Consider the following 16,391-nt stretch of genomic DNA (forward strand, 5'->3'; position numbering starts at 1 on the left):
CATGACAACCGACATGCGTTCACTCTACAGCCAGCTTCCTGCGATCGATCGTTTATTGCGCGACAGCGCCTTTCTTGTCTTACGTGAGTCTCACGGCCATACCCGGGTGGTGGATCTGCTTCGCCTAATGCTCGACGAAGCCAGGGAAACGATTCGTGATGCGCAAGCGCTCCCGGCGTGGAGTAACGACTGGGCACAAGAAGCCAGCGCCCGGCTGGAACGTGAGTCGCAAAGCGCGCTGCGTCCGGTTATCAACCTTACGGGCACGGTACTGCATACCAATCTTGGCCGTGCGCTGCAGGCGGTTGAGGCGATTGAGGCGGTTATGCAGGTAATGCATTCGCCAGTGACACTGGAATACGACCTCGACGGTGCCGGCCGCGGGCATCGCGATCGTGCTCTGGCGGATCTGCTATGCCGTATCACCGGGGCCGAGGATGCCTGTATCGTCAATAACAACGCCGCAGCGGTGTTGCTGATGCTGGCTGCAACGGCAAATGGCAAAGAGGTAGTGGTGTCACGCGGTGAGCTGGTGGAAATTGGCGGTGCGTTTCGTATTCCGGATGTTATGGCCCAGGCTGGGTGTGTGTTGCGCGAAGTTGGCACGACCAACCGGACCCACGCCAGCGATTACCGTCAGGCGGTCACTGAAAACACCGCGCTGCTGATGAAGGTCCATACCAGCAATTACAGTATTGAAGGCTTTACCAAAACGGTGGATGAGGCAGAGCTGGCGGTCATTGGTCAAGAACTGGGTATTCCGGTGGTAGCGGATCTGGGCAGCGGCTCGCTGGTGGATCTCAGCCTGTACGGTTTGCCGAAGGAGCCGATGCCGCAGCAGTTGATTGCCGCTGGCGTGAGCATGGTCAGCTTCTCTGGTGACAAGCTGCTTGGGGGGCCGCAGGCCGGGATTATCGTCGGTAAGAAAGAGATGATTGCCCGGTTGCAGCGCCATCCGCTGAAACGTGCGTTGCGGGCCGATAAAATGACTCTGGCGGCACTGGAAGCGACGCTAAGGCTCTATTTACACCCCGAAGCGCTGGCGGAAAAGCTACCGACGCTGCGCCTGCTGACTCGCACGGAAGAGGCGATCCGCGAGCAGGCACAACGATTACAGGCACAGCTCGAACATCGTTACGGCGATGAGTTCGCACTGAATGTGACGCCTTGCCTGTCGCAGATTGGCAGCGGCTCGCTGCCGGTTGAAAGGCTGCCCAGCGCGGCATTAACCTTTACCCCGCATGACGGGCGCGGCAGTCGCCTTGAGGCCCTGGCAGCCAGCTGGCGCACGCTACCGGTGCCGGTCATTGGGCGAATTTATGATGGCCGCTTATGGCTGGATCTGCGCTGTCTTGAAGACGAGACCCGGTTTATGGAGATGATGCTGAAATGATTATTGCAACCGCCGGACACGTTGACCACGGAAAAACGACGTTATTACAGGCGATTACCGGTGTGAATGCCGATCGTCTGCCGGAAGAAAAAAAGCGCGGCATGACCATCGATCTGGGTTATGCCTACTGGCCGCAACCGGATGGTCGTGTGCTGGGTTTTATCGACGTTCCCGGGCATGAAAAGTTTCTGTCCAATATGTTGGCGGGCGTGGGGGGGATCGATCACGCGCTGCTGGTCGTGGCCTGTGATGACGGCGTGATGGCACAAACGCGGGAGCATTTGCAGATCCTGCAACTGACGGGTAATCCACAGCTCACTGTGGCACTGACCAAAGCCGATCGTGTGGATGATACGCGTATTAACGAAGTACGTGCGGAGGTGCAGTCAACGCTGGCGAACTATGGTTTTGCCGGGGCAGTACTCTTCGTGACCGCCGCCAGTGAAGGGCTGGGGATTGACGCACTACGTGAACATCTGCTGCAACTACCTGCACGCGAGCTGGCCCGCGATCACACTTTCCGCCTGGCAATTGACCGCGCCTTTACCGTAAAGGGGGCGGGCCTGGTGGTTACCGGTACAGCGCTCAGCGGTGAGGTGAATGTTGGCGACACGCTGTGGTTGACCGGCGTGAATAAACCGATGCGTGTGCGTAGCCTGCATGCACAAAATCAGGCCACCGAGCACGCCCATGCCGGGCAGCGTATTGCCCTGAATATTGCCGGTGATGCTGAAAAAGAACAGCTCACTCGCGGTGACTGGCTGCTGTCCGATGCACCGCCGGATGCCTTCACCCGCGTCATTGTCTCTTTAGAGCACGCAGCCACGCTTACACAGTGGCAACCACTGCACATTCATCACGCGGCCAGCCACGTGACCGGGCGCATTTCACTGCTTGAAGGGACGCTAGCGGAACTGGTGTTTGATACGCCGCTGTGGTTGGCCGATAACGACAAGCTGGTGCTGCGTGATATTTCTGCCCGCACGACGCTGGCTGGTGCGCGCGTGGTGACGCTGAACCCGCCGCGTCGTGGAAAGCGCAAACCGGAGTACCTGCAGTGGCTGGCTGCACTGGAAAGCGCGCAAAACGACGGTGAAGCATTGGCAGTCCATCTGACGCGTGGCGCGGTGAATATTCCCGACTTCGCATGGGCGCGCCAGCTAAACGGCGACGGTATACGCCCGTTAATTGAGCAGCATGGCTTTATTCAAGCCGGATACAGTTTGTTGAATGCCTCTGTTGCCGCCCGCTGGCAGCGTAAAATCCTGGATACACTGGCGACATACCACGAGCAGCATCGCGATGAGCCGGGACCGGGGCGCGAGCGTCTGCGCCGCATGGCATTGCCGATGGAAGATGAAGCGCTGGTTCTGCTGCTGATTGAAAAGATGCGCGACAGCGGGGCTATCCATAGCCACCATGGCTGGCTGCATTTGCCGGACCATAAGGCCGGTTTTAGCGATGAGCAGCAGGCCATCTGGCAAAAAGTTGAGCCTCTCTTTGGCGATGAACCGTGGTGGGTGCGGGACCTGGCGAAAGAAACAGGGACGGATGAGCAGGCAATGCGCCTGGCGCTACGACAGGCAGCGCAGCAGGGCATCATTACCGCGATCGTCAAAGATCGCTATTACCGTAACGATCGCATAGTGGCCTTCGCTAGTATGATCCGCGAACTGGATCAGGAGAGGGGATCAACCTGCGCCGCCGATTTTCGCGACAGGCTTAATGTAGGACGTAAACTCGCGATCCAAATTTTAGAATATTTTGACCGTATCGGTTTTACCCGTCGTCGGGGAAATGATCATTTATTACGCGATGCTTTACTGTTTCCCGAAAAGTAATGAAACAATTAATTTATGATAAAAATGAATTAATACAAAATAGCGGTTGATTTAAATAAGCACATTAGATTCTAAACCTAATGTGCTTTTTTTATTCCGAATGTTATTAAAATAACAATCACGATCATATTTTGATGGGAAATCCACACGTATGCTCCTACCTCTTTAGAGTAAATAAGGATCGTACAATGGCTGCTTCAACATTTTTTATTCCTTCTGTGAATGTAATTGGTGCTGATTCATTAAAAGATGCAATGAATACAATGGCGGAATATGGGTTTCGTCGCACGTTAATCGTGACGGATGCCATGCTGACCAAATTGGGTATGGCGGGTGATATTCAAGCAGCCTTACAGGAACGTGATATTTTCAGCGTAATTTATGATGGTACGCATCCAAATCCGACAACCAGCAACGTTGCAGCTGGCCTGAAACTTCTGCAAGAACACCAGTGCGATAGCGTTATTTCTCTGGGCGGTGGCTCTCCGCACGACTGTGCGAAAGGCATTGCGCTGGTGGCGGCTAACGGTGGTGATATTCGTGACTACGAAGGCGTTGACCGCTCTGCAAAACCGCAGTTGCCAATGATTGCCATCAACACCACGGCGGGTACGGCATCTGAGATGACCCGTTTCTGCATCATCACTGATGAAGCGCGCCACATTAAAATGGCGATTGTTGATAAACACGTGACCCCTCTGTTATCGGTGAATGACTCCTCGCTGATGGTCGGTATGCCGAAGTCTCTGACGGCAGCCACTGGTATGGATGCGCTGACCCACGCCATTGAAGCTTATGTCTCTACCGCAGCAACGCCGATTACCGATGCGTGCGCACTGAAAGCGATGACGATGATTGCAGAAAACCTGACGATTGCTGTTGAAGACGGCAGCAACGCGCAGGCGCGCGAAGCAATGGCCTACGCACAGTTCCTCGCCGGTATGGCATTTAACAACGCTTCTCTGGGTTACGTTCACGCAATGGCGCACCAGTTGGGGGGCTTCTACAACCTGCCACATGGTGTGTGCAACGCCGTACTGCTGCCGCATGTACAGGTGTTCAACAGTAAGGTAGCCGCTGCTCGTCTGCGTGACTGTGCGGCGGCAATGGGTGTAAATGTAGCGGGTATGAGTGAAGCGCAAGGCGCTGATAGCTGCATCGAGGCGATTCGTGAACTGGCTAAGAAAGTGGCAATCCCGGCTGGCCTGCGTGACCTGAATGTGAAGGAAGAGGATTTTGCCGTTCTGGCTACCAACGCCCTGAAAGATGCCTGTGGTTTTACCAACCCAATTCAGGCGACCCATGAGGAAATCATGGCGATCTATCGTGCAGCGATGTAATTCGTGATATCTGTCGTAAAGCAGTAAAAGGCTGGCGAATAATTCGCCAGCCCCGTCTACCTTTGTAGTACCCCTACAGCAAGGAGACGGTCATGACCAATAACCCCCCTTCAACGCGTATTTATCCCGGCGAGTATGGTTATCCCCTGAAATTAAAAGCCCGTTACGATAACTTTATCGGCGGCGACTGGGTTGCACCTGTGGACGGTGAGTATTACCAGAACCTGACGCCGGTCACCGGGCAATTACTGTGCGAAGTGGCCTCTTCCGGCAAAAAAGATATCGATCTGGCACTGGATGCCGCGCACAAAGTGAAAGATAAATGGGCGCATACCTCCATACAGGATCGTGCGGCGATCCTGTTTAAGATTGCCGATCGAATGGAACAAAACCTGGAGCTGCTGGCCACGGCAGAAACCTGGGATAACGGTAAGCCGATCCGCGAAACCAGCGCGGCGGATGTGCCGCTAGCCATTGACCATTTCCGCTATTTCGCTTCCTGTATTCGCGCCCAGGAAGGGGGGATCAGCGAAGTCGATAGCGATACGGTGGCATATCACTTCCATGAACCGCTCGGCGTGGTTGGGCAAATTATCCCGTGGAACTTCCCGCTGCTGATGGCGAGCTGGAAAATGGCGCCAGCACTGGCGGCAGGCAACTGCGTGGTGCTGAAGCCTGCTCGCCTGACGCCGCTGTCGGTCCTGCTGCTGATGGAAGTCATCGGTGATTTGCTCCCACCGGGTGTAGTGAACGTGGTCAACGGTGCGGGTGGGGAAATCGGCGAGTATCTGGCAACGTCAAAACGCATTGCGAAAGTGGCGTTTACCGGATCGACGGAAGTTGGCCAGCAGATTATGCAGTACGCCACGCAGAATATTATTCCTGTCACTCTGGAGCTCGGCGGCAAGTCGCCCAATATCTTCTTTGCCGACGTTATGGATGAAGAAGACGCGTTCTTTGATAAGGCGCTGGAAGGTTTTGCGCTGTTCGCCTTCAACCAGGGCGAAGTTTGTACCTGCCCAAGCCGTGCGCTGGTGCAGGAATCAATTTACGAACGTTTTATGGAGCGAGCCATTCGCCGCGTGGAGAGTATCCGCAGCGGTAACCCACTTGATAGCATAACGCAGATGGGCGCGCAGGTATCTCATGGCCAGTTGGAAACTATTCTGAACTATATCGATATTGGTAAGAAAGAAGGGGCGGATGTCCTTACCGGCGGGCGACGTAAGCTGTTGGATGGGGAGTTGAAAGAGGGCTACTACCTCGAACCGACCATTCTGTACGGCAAGAACAACATGCGTGTCTTCCAGGAAGAGATCTTCGGCCCGGTGCTGGCGGTCACGACTTTTAAAACCATGGCGGAAGCGCTGGAAATCGCTAACGATACCCAATACGGGCTTGGTGCCGGCGTCTGGAGCCGTAATGGTAATCTGGCGTACAAGATGGGGCGCGGTATTCAGGCGGGGCGTGTATGGACCAACTGTTACCATGCCTATCCGGCACATGCGGCGTTCGGCGGCTATAAGCAGTCGGGCATTGGGCGAGAGACGCATAAGATGATGCTGGATCACTACCAGCAGACCAAGTGCCTGCTGGTGAGCTACTCTGATAAACCGCTGGGACTGTTTTAATCTCACGTCATATTATTGCCCGGTATCGCAAAGCGAGCCGGGCCTTCCGTATTTCTACGGGTATATATAAACCCATATATCGTTATATAAATAAGATAATTGCATCCAGCCTGGTCATTCCACTATTATTCTCAAATCTATTATTTAAAACTAATAGCATACAAATTCTATATTTTTAATCTCTGAGGCAAATATGTTTCTTGATTATTTTGCATTAGGAGTGCTTATTTTTGTATTCCTGGTCATTTTTTATGGGGTTATTATTCTGCATGATATTCCCTATCTCATTGCAAAAAAACGTAACCATCCTCATGCCGATGCAATACATGTTGCGGGGTGGGTGAGCCTGTTTACGTTGCATGTTATTTGGCCCTTTTTATGGATTTGGGCAACGCTTTACCGCCCGGAACGCGGCTGGGGCATGCAGAGCGCTGATTCTTCCCTGATCCAACTTCAGGAGCGGGTAGCCGATCTGGAAAAGAAACTGGCCGAGGTTAAGACCTCCCCGGCGGAGTAATATCGATGGATTTACTGATTGTTTTGACCTATGTGGCTTGTGCATGGTCGGTATTTAAAATTTTTAAAATTCCTGTCAATAAATGGACAGTACCTACCGCTGCATTGGGTGGTATTTTTATTGTTTGCGGGCTTATATTACTGATGAACTATAACCATCCGTATACCTTTAAGGCGCAAAAGGCGGTCATTTCTATTCCTGTTGTGCCACAGGTGACTGGGGTGGTGGCGGAAGTCACAGATAAGAAGAACACGCTGATCAAAAAAGGTGAGGTCCTGTTCAAGCTTAATCCGGGGCGTTATCAGGCGAGGGTTGATCGTCTGAAAGCCGATGTTGTCACGGCGCAGCATAAAGAGCAGGCGCTGGCTGCGCAGTTAGATGAAATGAAAGCGAACACGCAACAGGCAAAGGCCACGCGTGACAAGCTGGCTAAAGATTATCAGCGTTATGCGCAGGGTAGCCAGGCGAAGGTGAACCCTTTTTCTGAACGCGATATCGATGCAGCACGACAAAACTATCTGGCGCAGGAAGCGTCGGTGAAATCTTCCATTGCCGAGCAGCAGCAAATTCAAAGCCAGTTAGATAGTTTGGTGATGGGTGAAAATTCACAAATTGCCAGCCTGAAAGCGCAACTGGCTGAAGCAGAATTTAACCTTGATCAAACCGTGGTTCGTGCGCCCAGCGATGGCTACATTACCCAGGTGCTGATTCGACCGGGCACCTACGCCGCCGCACTGCCTATGCGCCCGGTAATGGTGTTTATTCCTGACCAAAAACGGCAGATTATTGCCCAGTTCCGTCAGAACTCGCTGCTGCGACTGGAACCTGGCGATGAAGCTGAAGTGGTATTTAACGCGCTGCCGGGGAAAGTTTTTAGCGGTAAGCTGGCGGCCATTAGCCCGGCCGTTCCGGGCGGTACGTATCAGTCGAATGGCGCGCTGCAATCCTTAAACTCTACACCGGGTTCGGAAGGGGTGATCGCCACAATTGAACTGAATGAGAATGCGGATGTGAACGCTTTGCCTGATGGTATTTACGCCCAGGTCGCGGTCTATTCTGACCATTTCTCCCATGTGTCAGTGATGCGTAAGGTCTTGTTACGTATGACCAGTTGGGTACATTACCTGTATCTCGACCACTAAGAGCGCTCTATTTTCTTACTCAGGTGGCTGTTGCAGCCCCTGAGTAATCTGTTCACGTATCTCAGTCAACATTTCATCAAGAATAAACTGAACTCGCCAGGGCTGGTATTCGCGCTTGCGGAAAATCGCCACCAGGTCCAGCCACCACTCATGCTGTTCAGAGAAGCATGGAACCAGCGCCCCGGTTTCAAGATCGCGTTGAACACTTTTATTGGGCGCAAAAACAATGCCCAGATGATTACGTGCCAGTGCTAGCGCTGACTGTGTATTGTCGCAGACATAATTTCCCGTCACCCGATAATCATGCATCTCTTTGCCACCGGCCGAATTGAATCGCCAAATATTGGCGTCATCAATCATCATGGAATCAATTAAAATACAGGAATGCTGCTCCAGTTCTTCAGGACCACTGATAGGATGTTTATCGAGATACTCCTGGCTGGCAAAAGCAGTTACCGCATATTTAGTAATGAAACTAGCGACCAGTGATTCATCTTTGGGATGTGCGTAGGAAATTAAAACATCACAATCATCAGGGAATTCGACACCCTCATAAAATGCTTTACGCTCCAGATTATATGTTTTTAGAGAAAGAGTAATGCCACCGATATTCTGTATTTTTGCAATAACATGCTGCGATAAGTAAGCAATAATCCCCGTAGGCGCATATACTGTTACCCGACCACGTTTTTCATGCTTATAATCAGCAATGAAATTGTTCAACTGCTCGTTTCTGTCCAGCATGTCATTGATGTAGGGAAGCAACGCGGTGCCAAAGGGCGTAAGGGTCAGTTGTCGGGTGGTTCTGTCAAATACCTTTAGACCAACTTTTGATTCAAAATCAGCAAGATACTTGCTGACGTTGGCCTGCGCGATGCCGAGAACGGTGGCGGCATGGCTGATATTTTCACTGGCAGCAATGACCGAAATAATCTTCAGCTCCCGGTGTTTGAGTTGTAATTTATTCATTGCTGAACCCAATATATATATGATTTTATATATTACTATATAAATATGAATCTTGCACTGATGAAATTGTAAGCATTATTATGCGTCTGCTTTGTAGCTTATTTTAAAATGGAAAGTTGGCATGTTAATTAAACGCAATATTGTGGCGCTAATTGCTTTTTCTTTTATGGCGAGTGCATCAGCCGCAGAATTTTCTCTTGGCGGTGGGGCAGTATATAACGAATCTCCTTATCGTGGATACAATGAAAATGTCCATGCAGTGCCGCTTATCAGTTATGAAGGTGAATCATTTTATTTTAGGCAAACAACGTTAGGTTATATTCTGTCGAAGAGTGAAAGTAATGAATTTAGTATTACTGCCTCGTGGATGCCGCTTGAGTTTGATCCAGGTGATAACGACGATCATGCAATGAAGCAACTCGACAAGCGTGATGCGACCGCGATGGCGGGTGCCGCATGGTATCACCATGAGAAATGGGGCAGCGTGAAAGTCTCAGCCGCAGCAGATGTGATGGACAACAGCAGTGGCTGGGCAGGCGAAGTTTCGCTGTTCCGTCCAATGCCGATGGGCAAGCTGACGCTGACGCCATCCATTGGTGTGCTCTACTATGATGAAAAATTCAACGAATACTACTACGGCGTTTCTGGCAATGAATCTCGCCGCAGTGGGTTATCAAGCTATTCCCCTGGCGATAGCTGGACGCCGTATGTTGGCCTGTCCGCTAAATATGCGTTAACCGCTAACCTGACATTGCTGGCCAGTGCCAACTATACCGTGCTGCCGGATGATATAAAGAATAGCCCAATGGTTGATCGCGATGACAGCTTCACCTTCCTGTCAGGGGTGAGCTGGCGTTTCTGATTCTCACCCGTTTGTCCTCATGGAAGAGGGCGATTTTTTCGTGATACGTTGACGGATGGCGCTAACTGTCGCCATCCGTCATAGCACTACAGCCATATGATTGCTGTGTGGTGTCAGTTTTGCCCGTAATAAGCATTCGCGCCGTGTTTGCGCAGGTAATGTTTGTCGAGCAGTTCGGGCTGCATATCCGGCAACTGTGGTGCAAGCTGGCGTGAGAACAACCCCATGTAGGCACACTCTTCGAGCACCACGGCGTTGTGTACGGCGTCGGCGGCATCTTTACCCCAAGCGAACGGGCCGTGCGAATGGACTAATATCGCCGGGATCTGCATTGGGTTCAGGTTACGTTCTTCAAAGGTGCTAATAATCACCTCACCGGTTTGATACTCATACTCACCGTTAATTTCTCCGACAGTCATTCGTCGGGTGCAAGGGATCGCGCCATAGAAGTAATCGGCATGCGTGGTGCCCCAGGCGGGGAGATCGAGACCCGCCTGCGACCAGATCGTGGCGTGGCGAGAATGGGTATGCACGATCCCGCCGATCTGTGGATACCGACGATACAGCGCCAGATGGGTTGGCGTGTCAGACGAGGGCTTTTTACTGCCTTCCACCACCTTGCCGCTGGCGATATCCACCACCACCATGTCGTCGGCGGTCATTACGTCATATTCAACGCCAGAAGGCTTGATCACCATCAGCGTGCGCGTTTCATCGACCGCGCTGACGTTGCCCCAGGTAAAGGTCACTAAACCATGTGCCGGGAGCGCCAGATTTGCCGCCAGCACCTCGGCTTTCAGTTGTTCTAACATGTGAATCCTCCTTCCTGCATCCGCGCTTCTATCCAGCGTCGCGCCTGGATAATTTCCAGTACCGGCTCACTGGCTTTTTCGGTCCACATTTCAATCAGAAACGATCCGCGATAGTTCAGTTCATGCAGCGTTTTGAAAATGCTAACAAAGTCCACACAGCCTTCGCCAAACGGTACATCGCGAAACTGGCCCGGGTGCGTTTCGGTCACCGGCAGTGTGTCTTTCAGGTGAATAGCGGCAATACGGTCGATGCCCAGCGTCAATTCGGCGGTGACGTCGTTACCCCAGGCGCTGAGGTTGCCGACATCCGGGTAGACGGTGAACCACGGCGATGACAGCATTTCATCCCACTTTTTCCACTTGCTGATCGAGTTCATAAACGCGGTGTCCATGATTTCTACCGCCAGCATGACCTGCGCGGCGGCGGCCTGCTCCACTGCCCATGCCAGTCCTTCGGCAAAGCGCTGCTGCGTGCCTGCGTCATGTTCTTCGTAATAGACATCGTAACCCGCGAGTTGAATGGTTCGAATGCCTAAATCGCGCGCCAGGCGAATGGCTTTGCTCATGATGTCGCGCGCCCGCTCTCGGACGGATTCATCGCGGCTACCAAAGGGAAAACGTCGGTGGGCTGACAGGCACATTGACGGGATCGCCACGCCGGTTTCCAGCATCGCGCTGACTAACGATGCGCGCTGTGTTGCGCTCCAGTCGAGGCGTGACAGGCGCTCATCGGTTTCATCCACCGACATTTCGACGAAATCAAAACCGCAGCTTTTCGCCAGCACCAGCCGTTCCGGCCAACTGAGATCTTTCGCCAGCGCTTTCTCATAGATACCTAACGGATGATTACGCATGCTGTGTTCCCCAGATGGCGTCGATTTGCGCATGAAATTCGCCAGCGATCTGCGCCGGATGTTGTGCGCCTGCCAGCGCGCGCCCGGCAATAAAGGCTTTAACGTTAATGTCGCGGAACAGCGGCAGATCGGCGGGCGTAATGCCGCCGGTAATTGATAGCTCAAGGCCGATGTCGGACAACGCTTTCATGCGCGCCAGATCCGCTTCGCCCCACTGTTGACCGCTGGCCTGTGCGTCGCGCCCGCGATGGTAAATCGCCTGGCGAACCCCGACGCGATACCAGTCGCGGGCATCGTTCAGCGTCCAGTTACCGAACAGCTCCATCTGAATCTCACCACCGCAGGCGAGTGCAACGGCGTGGCCCTTTTCCACCGTAGCGAGCGGTGCGGCACAGATAATGGTCATCCAGTTGGCACCAGCCCCAAAAGCTTGCTGTGCGAGGGTTTCTCCGGCATCGGCCACCTTCCAGTCGGCGACGATAAGTTTATCCGGGCATTGGGCGCGCAGGGCTTTGACCGCGCTCAGGCCTTCGGTTAAACAGAGGATGGTCCCAGCTTCAACGATATCGACATGATCTTGTAGCAGGGCGACATCACGTTGTGCTGCCTGAAGGCTGGTGTGATCGAGCGCCAGTTGCAGTAATGGTCGGCTCATAATGCGTGCTCCTTAATGCGGGCGTGATAGCCCTGTAGTGCGGTAATCAAATCCTGGTATTGACGGTATTTACGCTGGTAATGCGCATGTGCGGTCATGTCCGGCTGCAGCGTGCGTATCGGGTGCTGTAAGCTGCGCTGGGCGTCGCTAAAGTTGGGGTAAACACTGGTGCCGACGCGGGCGGCGAGCGCCGCGCCAAAGCAGCCGGTCTCTTCCACCTGCGGCAATTCGATACGTAAACCGCTGACGTCTGCCAGCATTTGCATCCAGATGTCGGAATGCGCCGGGCCGCCGGTGACGCGCAGGGTATGTACTTCAGTAAAGCGTTCGCGCATGCGATTGAGATGGGTCATGTGGCTGAACACCACGCCTTCATAAACCGCCTGCAACAGGTGCGCGCGGGTGTGCAGCGCCTGCATACCGTAAAAGCCGCTGGTCATTTCCAGTCCGGCGTTGCTGCCGTATAAAAAGGGCAGAAAGAACAGATCGCTGGCCGCTTTCGGCAAACTGGCAACGGCCTGATTGATCTCAGCAAAAGAGAGTTCGCCCCATTGGGCGGTAAACCATTCCAGATTGCCGGAAGAGGTCGGGCTGGCTTCGTGAACGATGTATTGCCCGTCGTTCACATAGCGACCATAGACATAGGGATGTGCCTCGTGGTCGCGCAGGCCGTGAGCGATCCCGCTGGTGACCGCCCAGGTCCCCATTACCGCGTTGAGGGTGTGTTCATCTTCAATACCGGTACAGAGTGCGGTGGAAACCACATCAAACAGACCGCCGACGACGGGCGTACCCGCAGCCAGACCGGTTATGGCGGCTGCCTGAGCGGTGATTTCCCCGCAAATTTCTGCTGAGCCGATGACGGGGGGCAGCGCATTATCGATTTCGCTGATGCCCAGCCACTGGGTCAAGCGTGCGTCGTACTGGCCCGTACTCATGTTGTAGAGGTTGGATTCTGAGATGTTGCTCTCTTCGCAGCCTTTGACGCCGGTTAAGCACCAGCGCAAAAAATCATGCCCCATCATCACGCAGCCAATTTGCGCGTAGCGTTGGGGGTCATGCTCTTTTACCCAGCGCAGCAGAGACGCGGGGTGCCCGGTCCACAACGTCTGGCGGGTAATCGGATAGAGTTGTTCGGGGATCCCGTCCTGTTGCCAGCGCTGGACGATATCCATCGCCCGGCGGTCAGAAGAGAGGATGGCGTTGCCCAGCGGCTTATCTTGCTTATCGAGAAGAAACAGCCCTTTGCCCTGTGCGGAAATACCGACGCCTTTGATTTGCTCGCCGGATACGCCTGTACATTGTAGTAATCCAGCGATGGTGGCTGCGCAGTGCTGCCAGAGTTGCGGCATGTCACGTTCGGCGTAACCCGGCAGTGGCGACACTGTCTGCAATGATTGCCGGTGAATTCCATGTTCATGACCTTTGACGTCATATAAACCGGCTTTCAGATACGTACCGCCACAATCGATACCCAGCCAGAAGGTCTCTTTTTCACTCATCTTTGATGTCTCAGCTTTGCCGGACGGCGCTCGCTTATCCGGCCTACAACGGTTGCAGCTTGTAAGCCCGGTAAGCTCAGCGCCACCGGGCATCGTTTTATGCGGTGCGTTTATGTGGGTTCAGGGTTTTTTGCGGGGCAGCCCCGGCACCGGCATCGCATTTTGCGGGTAACAGCAGCGCCATCAGCGCGGCCAGCGCCAGTGAGATAGCCAGGCAATACACGCCCGCATCTTTGCTGTACAGAGTGATAAGCACGCCAACCGCGTAAGGGCCGCAGAAGCCGCCGAGGTTACCCAGTGCGTTGATCACGCCGCGTGCCCCGCCCGCCATTTCAGCGCTGAACAGACGCGCCGGAATGGTCCAGAACACGCCCGCTGCCGATTGCAGGAAGAACCCGCAGCCAACTAGCGCGGAGTAGGCCAGCCAGACGTTATTTTTCAGCACCACGGAGAGGAACATGCACAGTGCGAAGCCAATTAGCGGCAGGCAAACAAACACTTTACGTTTGCCGGTACGGTCAGAGAGGGTGGAGAACAGGAACATCCCGGCAATGGCCCCGACGTAGGGCAGAATGGCGAGCATGCCGACCTGCCCCATAGTGCTATGGGTTAGTTCTTTGAGGATGGTCGGTAGCCACAGGGTGTAGCCGTAAATCCCGGTCTGATAAAAGAAGTTCAGCGCGATAAGCTGCCACATGGTTTTATCGGAAAGCACCGCGCCGAGAGAGGCATTTTTGACTTCGGTACCGGCAATGGCCTTTTGCTCGGCGGCCAGCGTTTCGACCAGATAATTTTTCTCGGCGTCAGAAATCCAGCGCGCTTCCTGCGGACGGTCATAGACGGTATAGGCCCACAGCACCAGCACAGCCACAGAGAGCAGACCTTCAATAATGAACAGCCAGCGCCAGTCGAGAACGGTGATTATCCAACCGGAGAGCGGGGCGGTGATAATCCCGGCAATCGGCACAAACATGATCACAATCGCGTTAGCACGACCGCGTTCGGCATCGGGGAACCAGTTACTGATCATCGTCAGCACCACCGGCAGCATGCCGCCTTCGGCTACACCGAGCAAGAAGCGCAGAACCAGCAACTGGTACTGATTGGTGATTAGCCCTGTGAGGACGGAAATAACCGCCCAGGCGACCAGCGACCAGCCGATAAATTTCTTACCGCTGCCGTGAACGGCAATTTTGCCGCCGGGAACTTGTAAAAACAGATAGCCGATAAAGAAAATACCGCCAGCCAGTCCCGCCATGGTGGCGGAAATACCTAACTCAGCATCCATGCCGCCGGGCATCGCAAAAGCGATATTGACGCGGTCCATATAAGAAATAATGCAGGCGATCAGAATTGGAGGAATAATTCTCAACCAACGCTGGCGTGGTATATCGTTTTGTGTAGAGCGAGAGGTCATGTTCATATTAATGTTCTCGTAGAGTAGTTTTTATTTTTATAATTTTGATTTATTTAATGCAGCGATCCCGTCGCGTAATATTGCTACGCGATGATTCACATCTGCATTGGCGTTTATTTCCAGCAATTTAATGCCTGCAAATTGCAAGGGTTCACTTCCGGCACAGGCGAATAACTCGCGGACATGATCTGTGGTCATCAGGCTTTGTGGGCAGAACGGGGAAAACGGTGCATGCAGGTCCTGCCACTCGCCGTACTCGCCGGTGAGCGTGGTGCCGGAAAACATCAGCGCACCGAGCTTTCCGGCCTGTTTAGCCTGCTGTGTGTGGGTCAGCGGTAGGGCGGTATTTTGTCCTTCAATGGCCGAACGCGCCCAGTTGATGCACACGCTGATGTCGTAGTCGGCAATCACTTCCAGCACGTTGTCTAATGGCAGAAATCCTTTGCGCGGCGCGGTACCGGTCATGGCGTCGCAATGTTCCAGTACCAGATCGCAAGACCAGTCCCAGTTGGCTATCTCTTTAAGCGAACGGGCAAACGCATCGGTGGCCTGAGTGACGTTCGGATTACCTGCCAGCGGGGCGGCATGTAGCTCGAGCGCGATCACTTTCCCGGCGTTGACGGCATTGATGCTGTTGATTTTCTGCTGAAGATGGCGGTAGTACACCACGCAGGATTTGCGCTGTTCTTCGTCGCTGGAGGCCAACCCAAAACCGCTGTTTCCGCCACGGCGGCGCATGGTTTCCATAATGGCGGTGACCACAATTTGCCAGTCGCCCGGAGTATGGCGCAATAACCATTCGTCACCTAACGGGTGAAGATGCTCGAGGCAGGGCTGCTCCAGACCGCGAATGTTCGGGGTATCCGCGAGTTGTCGCCAGAATTCCTTCTCTTCCTCTTCACTCTTTTGGTGAAATGAGGGTGCACAGGGGTACGCACCGATAATATAACCGGCATTATTAACGCTCATGTTGTGCTCCTTTTTATAAAACTGAAATAGCGACCTTCACGACTATTTTGCGGATCGGTGTGGCGACAGTTTTATGACATCCTGGGCGGTGAACATCCTGCGGGAAAAATATGGCGTAGCTTCCGGGAATCATTTCAAAGAATGATTCATGTTCACTGTCGTGATAAAAAATAATATCGCGCTGTTCTAATAAAGATTCGCTAATTTCGTTATGGCCGGTATCAATCGCGATACCAATTTTCTCTTCGCCCGAGGCCAGAAACTGAATATCCAGATAGCGACGATGAACTTCCGGGCGGTTTTCGGCAGCGTCACGGGTGGTTAAATCGATAACCTGTGCGAAGATATTTTTTCCGTCGATCTCCACCACGCCCGGTTCCAGCGTGCTGAAGTCTGTGCTGCGCAGAAAGTCGAGCGCCCTTTCAATGGCTGCGGGCAAACGACACGGATTAGGCTGAGCGATATGTCCAAAGATCATAGTATTGCT

15 protein-coding genes are annotated in these 16,391 nt (G+C 53.4%); 7 read left to right on the top strand and 8 right to left on the bottom strand.

Features of this window, described 5'->3' with window-relative positions:
* Position 1 precedes the first annotated feature (1 nt).
* The 6 genes from selA to E4Z61_RS17775 all read left to right on the top strand — a co-directional run bounded on the left by selA (position 2) and on the right by E4Z61_RS17775 (position 7,864).
* On the top strand, positions 2-1,393 hold the full coding sequence (selA, locus tag E4Z61_RS17750) for an L-seryl-tRNA(Sec) selenium transferase (protein WP_135323896.1): 1,392 nt from the start codon (positions 2-4) through the stop codon (positions 1,391-1,393).
* Positions 1,390-3,234 (top strand): selenocysteine-specific translation elongation factor, encoded by a 1,845-nt coding sequence (gene selB, locus E4Z61_RS17755; protein WP_135323897.1) that lies wholly within the window; start codon positions 1,390-1,392, stop codon positions 3,232-3,234. Before selA ends, selB begins: the two co-directional genes overlap by 4 nt.
* A 188-nt stretch (positions 3,235-3,422) precedes the next feature.
* Entirely contained in the window at positions 3,423-4,574 is a 1,152-nt protein-coding gene (gene yiaY / locus E4Z61_RS17760) for an L-threonine dehydrogenase (RefSeq protein WP_135323898.1), read from the top strand.
* Positions 4,575-4,666: 92 nt separating this feature from the next.
* Positions 4,667-6,205: an aldehyde dehydrogenase AldB gene (gene aldB, locus E4Z61_RS17765; protein WP_135323899.1), complete on the top strand. Its 1,539-nt coding sequence runs from the start codon at positions 4,667-4,669 to the stop codon at positions 6,203-6,205.
* A gap of 193 nt (positions 6,206-6,398) precedes the next feature.
* Positions 6,399-6,722, top strand: a complete 324-nt coding sequence (locus E4Z61_RS17770; RefSeq protein WP_117342532.1) for a DUF3302 domain-containing protein — start codon at positions 6,399-6,401, stop codon at positions 6,720-6,722.
* Between the two features lie 5 nt (positions 6,723-6,727).
* Positions 6,728-7,864 (top strand): HlyD family secretion protein, encoded by a 1,137-nt coding sequence (locus E4Z61_RS17775; RefSeq protein ID WP_135323900.1) that lies wholly within the window; start codon positions 6,728-6,730, stop codon positions 7,862-7,864.
* Positions 7,865-7,879: 15 nt separating this feature from the next.
* Here the strand turns inward: E4Z61_RS17775 and E4Z61_RS17780 are convergent, their stop codons facing one another.
* Entirely contained in the window at positions 7,880-8,833 is a 954-nt protein-coding gene (locus E4Z61_RS17780; RefSeq protein WP_135323901.1) for a LysR family transcriptional regulator, read from the bottom strand.
* A gap of 121 nt (positions 8,834-8,954) precedes the next feature.
* On the opposite strand from E4Z61_RS17780, the gene E4Z61_RS17785 reads away from it, so the two are divergent.
* Complete coding sequence (locus tag E4Z61_RS17785; protein WP_135323902.1) at positions 8,955-9,695, top strand: MipA/OmpV family protein; 741 nt, start codon at positions 8,955-8,957, stop codon at positions 9,693-9,695.
* Positions 9,696-9,808: 113 nt separating this feature from the next.
* On the opposite strand, the gene araD is transcribed toward E4Z61_RS17785, so the two are convergent.
* The 7 genes from araD to E4Z61_RS17820 form a co-directional block, all read right to left on the bottom strand.
* Positions 9,809-10,507 carry an L-ribulose-5-phosphate 4-epimerase gene (gene araD, locus E4Z61_RS17790; RefSeq protein WP_135323903.1) on the bottom strand — a complete coding sequence of 233 codons (699 nt, stop codon included), beginning with the start codon at positions 10,505-10,507 and terminating at the stop codon, positions 9,809-9,811.
* Positions 10,501-11,361 (bottom strand): L-ribulose-5-phosphate 3-epimerase, encoded by an 861-nt coding sequence (locus tag E4Z61_RS17795; RefSeq protein WP_135323904.1) that lies wholly within the window; start codon positions 11,359-11,361, stop codon positions 10,501-10,503. The genes araD and E4Z61_RS17795 overlap by 7 nt, the downstream gene beginning before the upstream one ends.
* Entirely contained in the window at positions 11,354-12,016 is a 663-nt protein-coding gene (ulaD, locus tag E4Z61_RS17800; RefSeq protein ID WP_135323905.1) for a 3-keto-L-gulonate-6-phosphate decarboxylase UlaD, read from the bottom strand. Before ulaD ends, E4Z61_RS17795 begins: the two co-directional genes overlap by 8 nt.
* Positions 12,013-13,518 carry an FGGY-family carbohydrate kinase gene (locus E4Z61_RS17805; protein ID WP_135323906.1) on the bottom strand — a complete coding sequence of 502 codons (1,506 nt, stop codon included), beginning with the start codon at positions 13,516-13,518 and terminating at the stop codon, positions 12,013-12,015. Before E4Z61_RS17805 ends, ulaD begins: the two co-directional genes overlap by 4 nt.
* Positions 13,519-13,615: 97 nt before the next feature.
* Entirely contained in the window at positions 13,616-14,941 is a 1,326-nt protein-coding gene (locus E4Z61_RS17810; protein ID WP_135323907.1) for an MFS transporter, read from the bottom strand.
* Between the two features lie 30 nt (positions 14,942-14,971).
* Positions 14,972-15,904: a DUF4862 family protein gene (locus E4Z61_RS17815; protein ID WP_135323908.1), complete on the bottom strand. Its 933-nt coding sequence runs from the start codon at positions 15,902-15,904 to the stop codon at positions 14,972-14,974.
* A gap of 13 nt (positions 15,905-15,917) precedes the next feature.
* Positions 15,918-16,382, bottom strand: a complete 465-nt coding sequence (locus tag E4Z61_RS17820) for a YhcH/YjgK/YiaL family protein (RefSeq protein ID WP_135323909.1) — start codon at positions 16,380-16,382, stop codon at positions 15,918-15,920.
* Between the last annotated feature and the right edge of the window lie 9 nt (positions 16,383-16,391).

Source organism: Citrobacter tructae (assembly GCF_004684345.1).
GTDB lineage: Bacteria > Pseudomonadota > Gammaproteobacteria > Enterobacterales > Enterobacteriaceae > Citrobacter > Citrobacter tructae.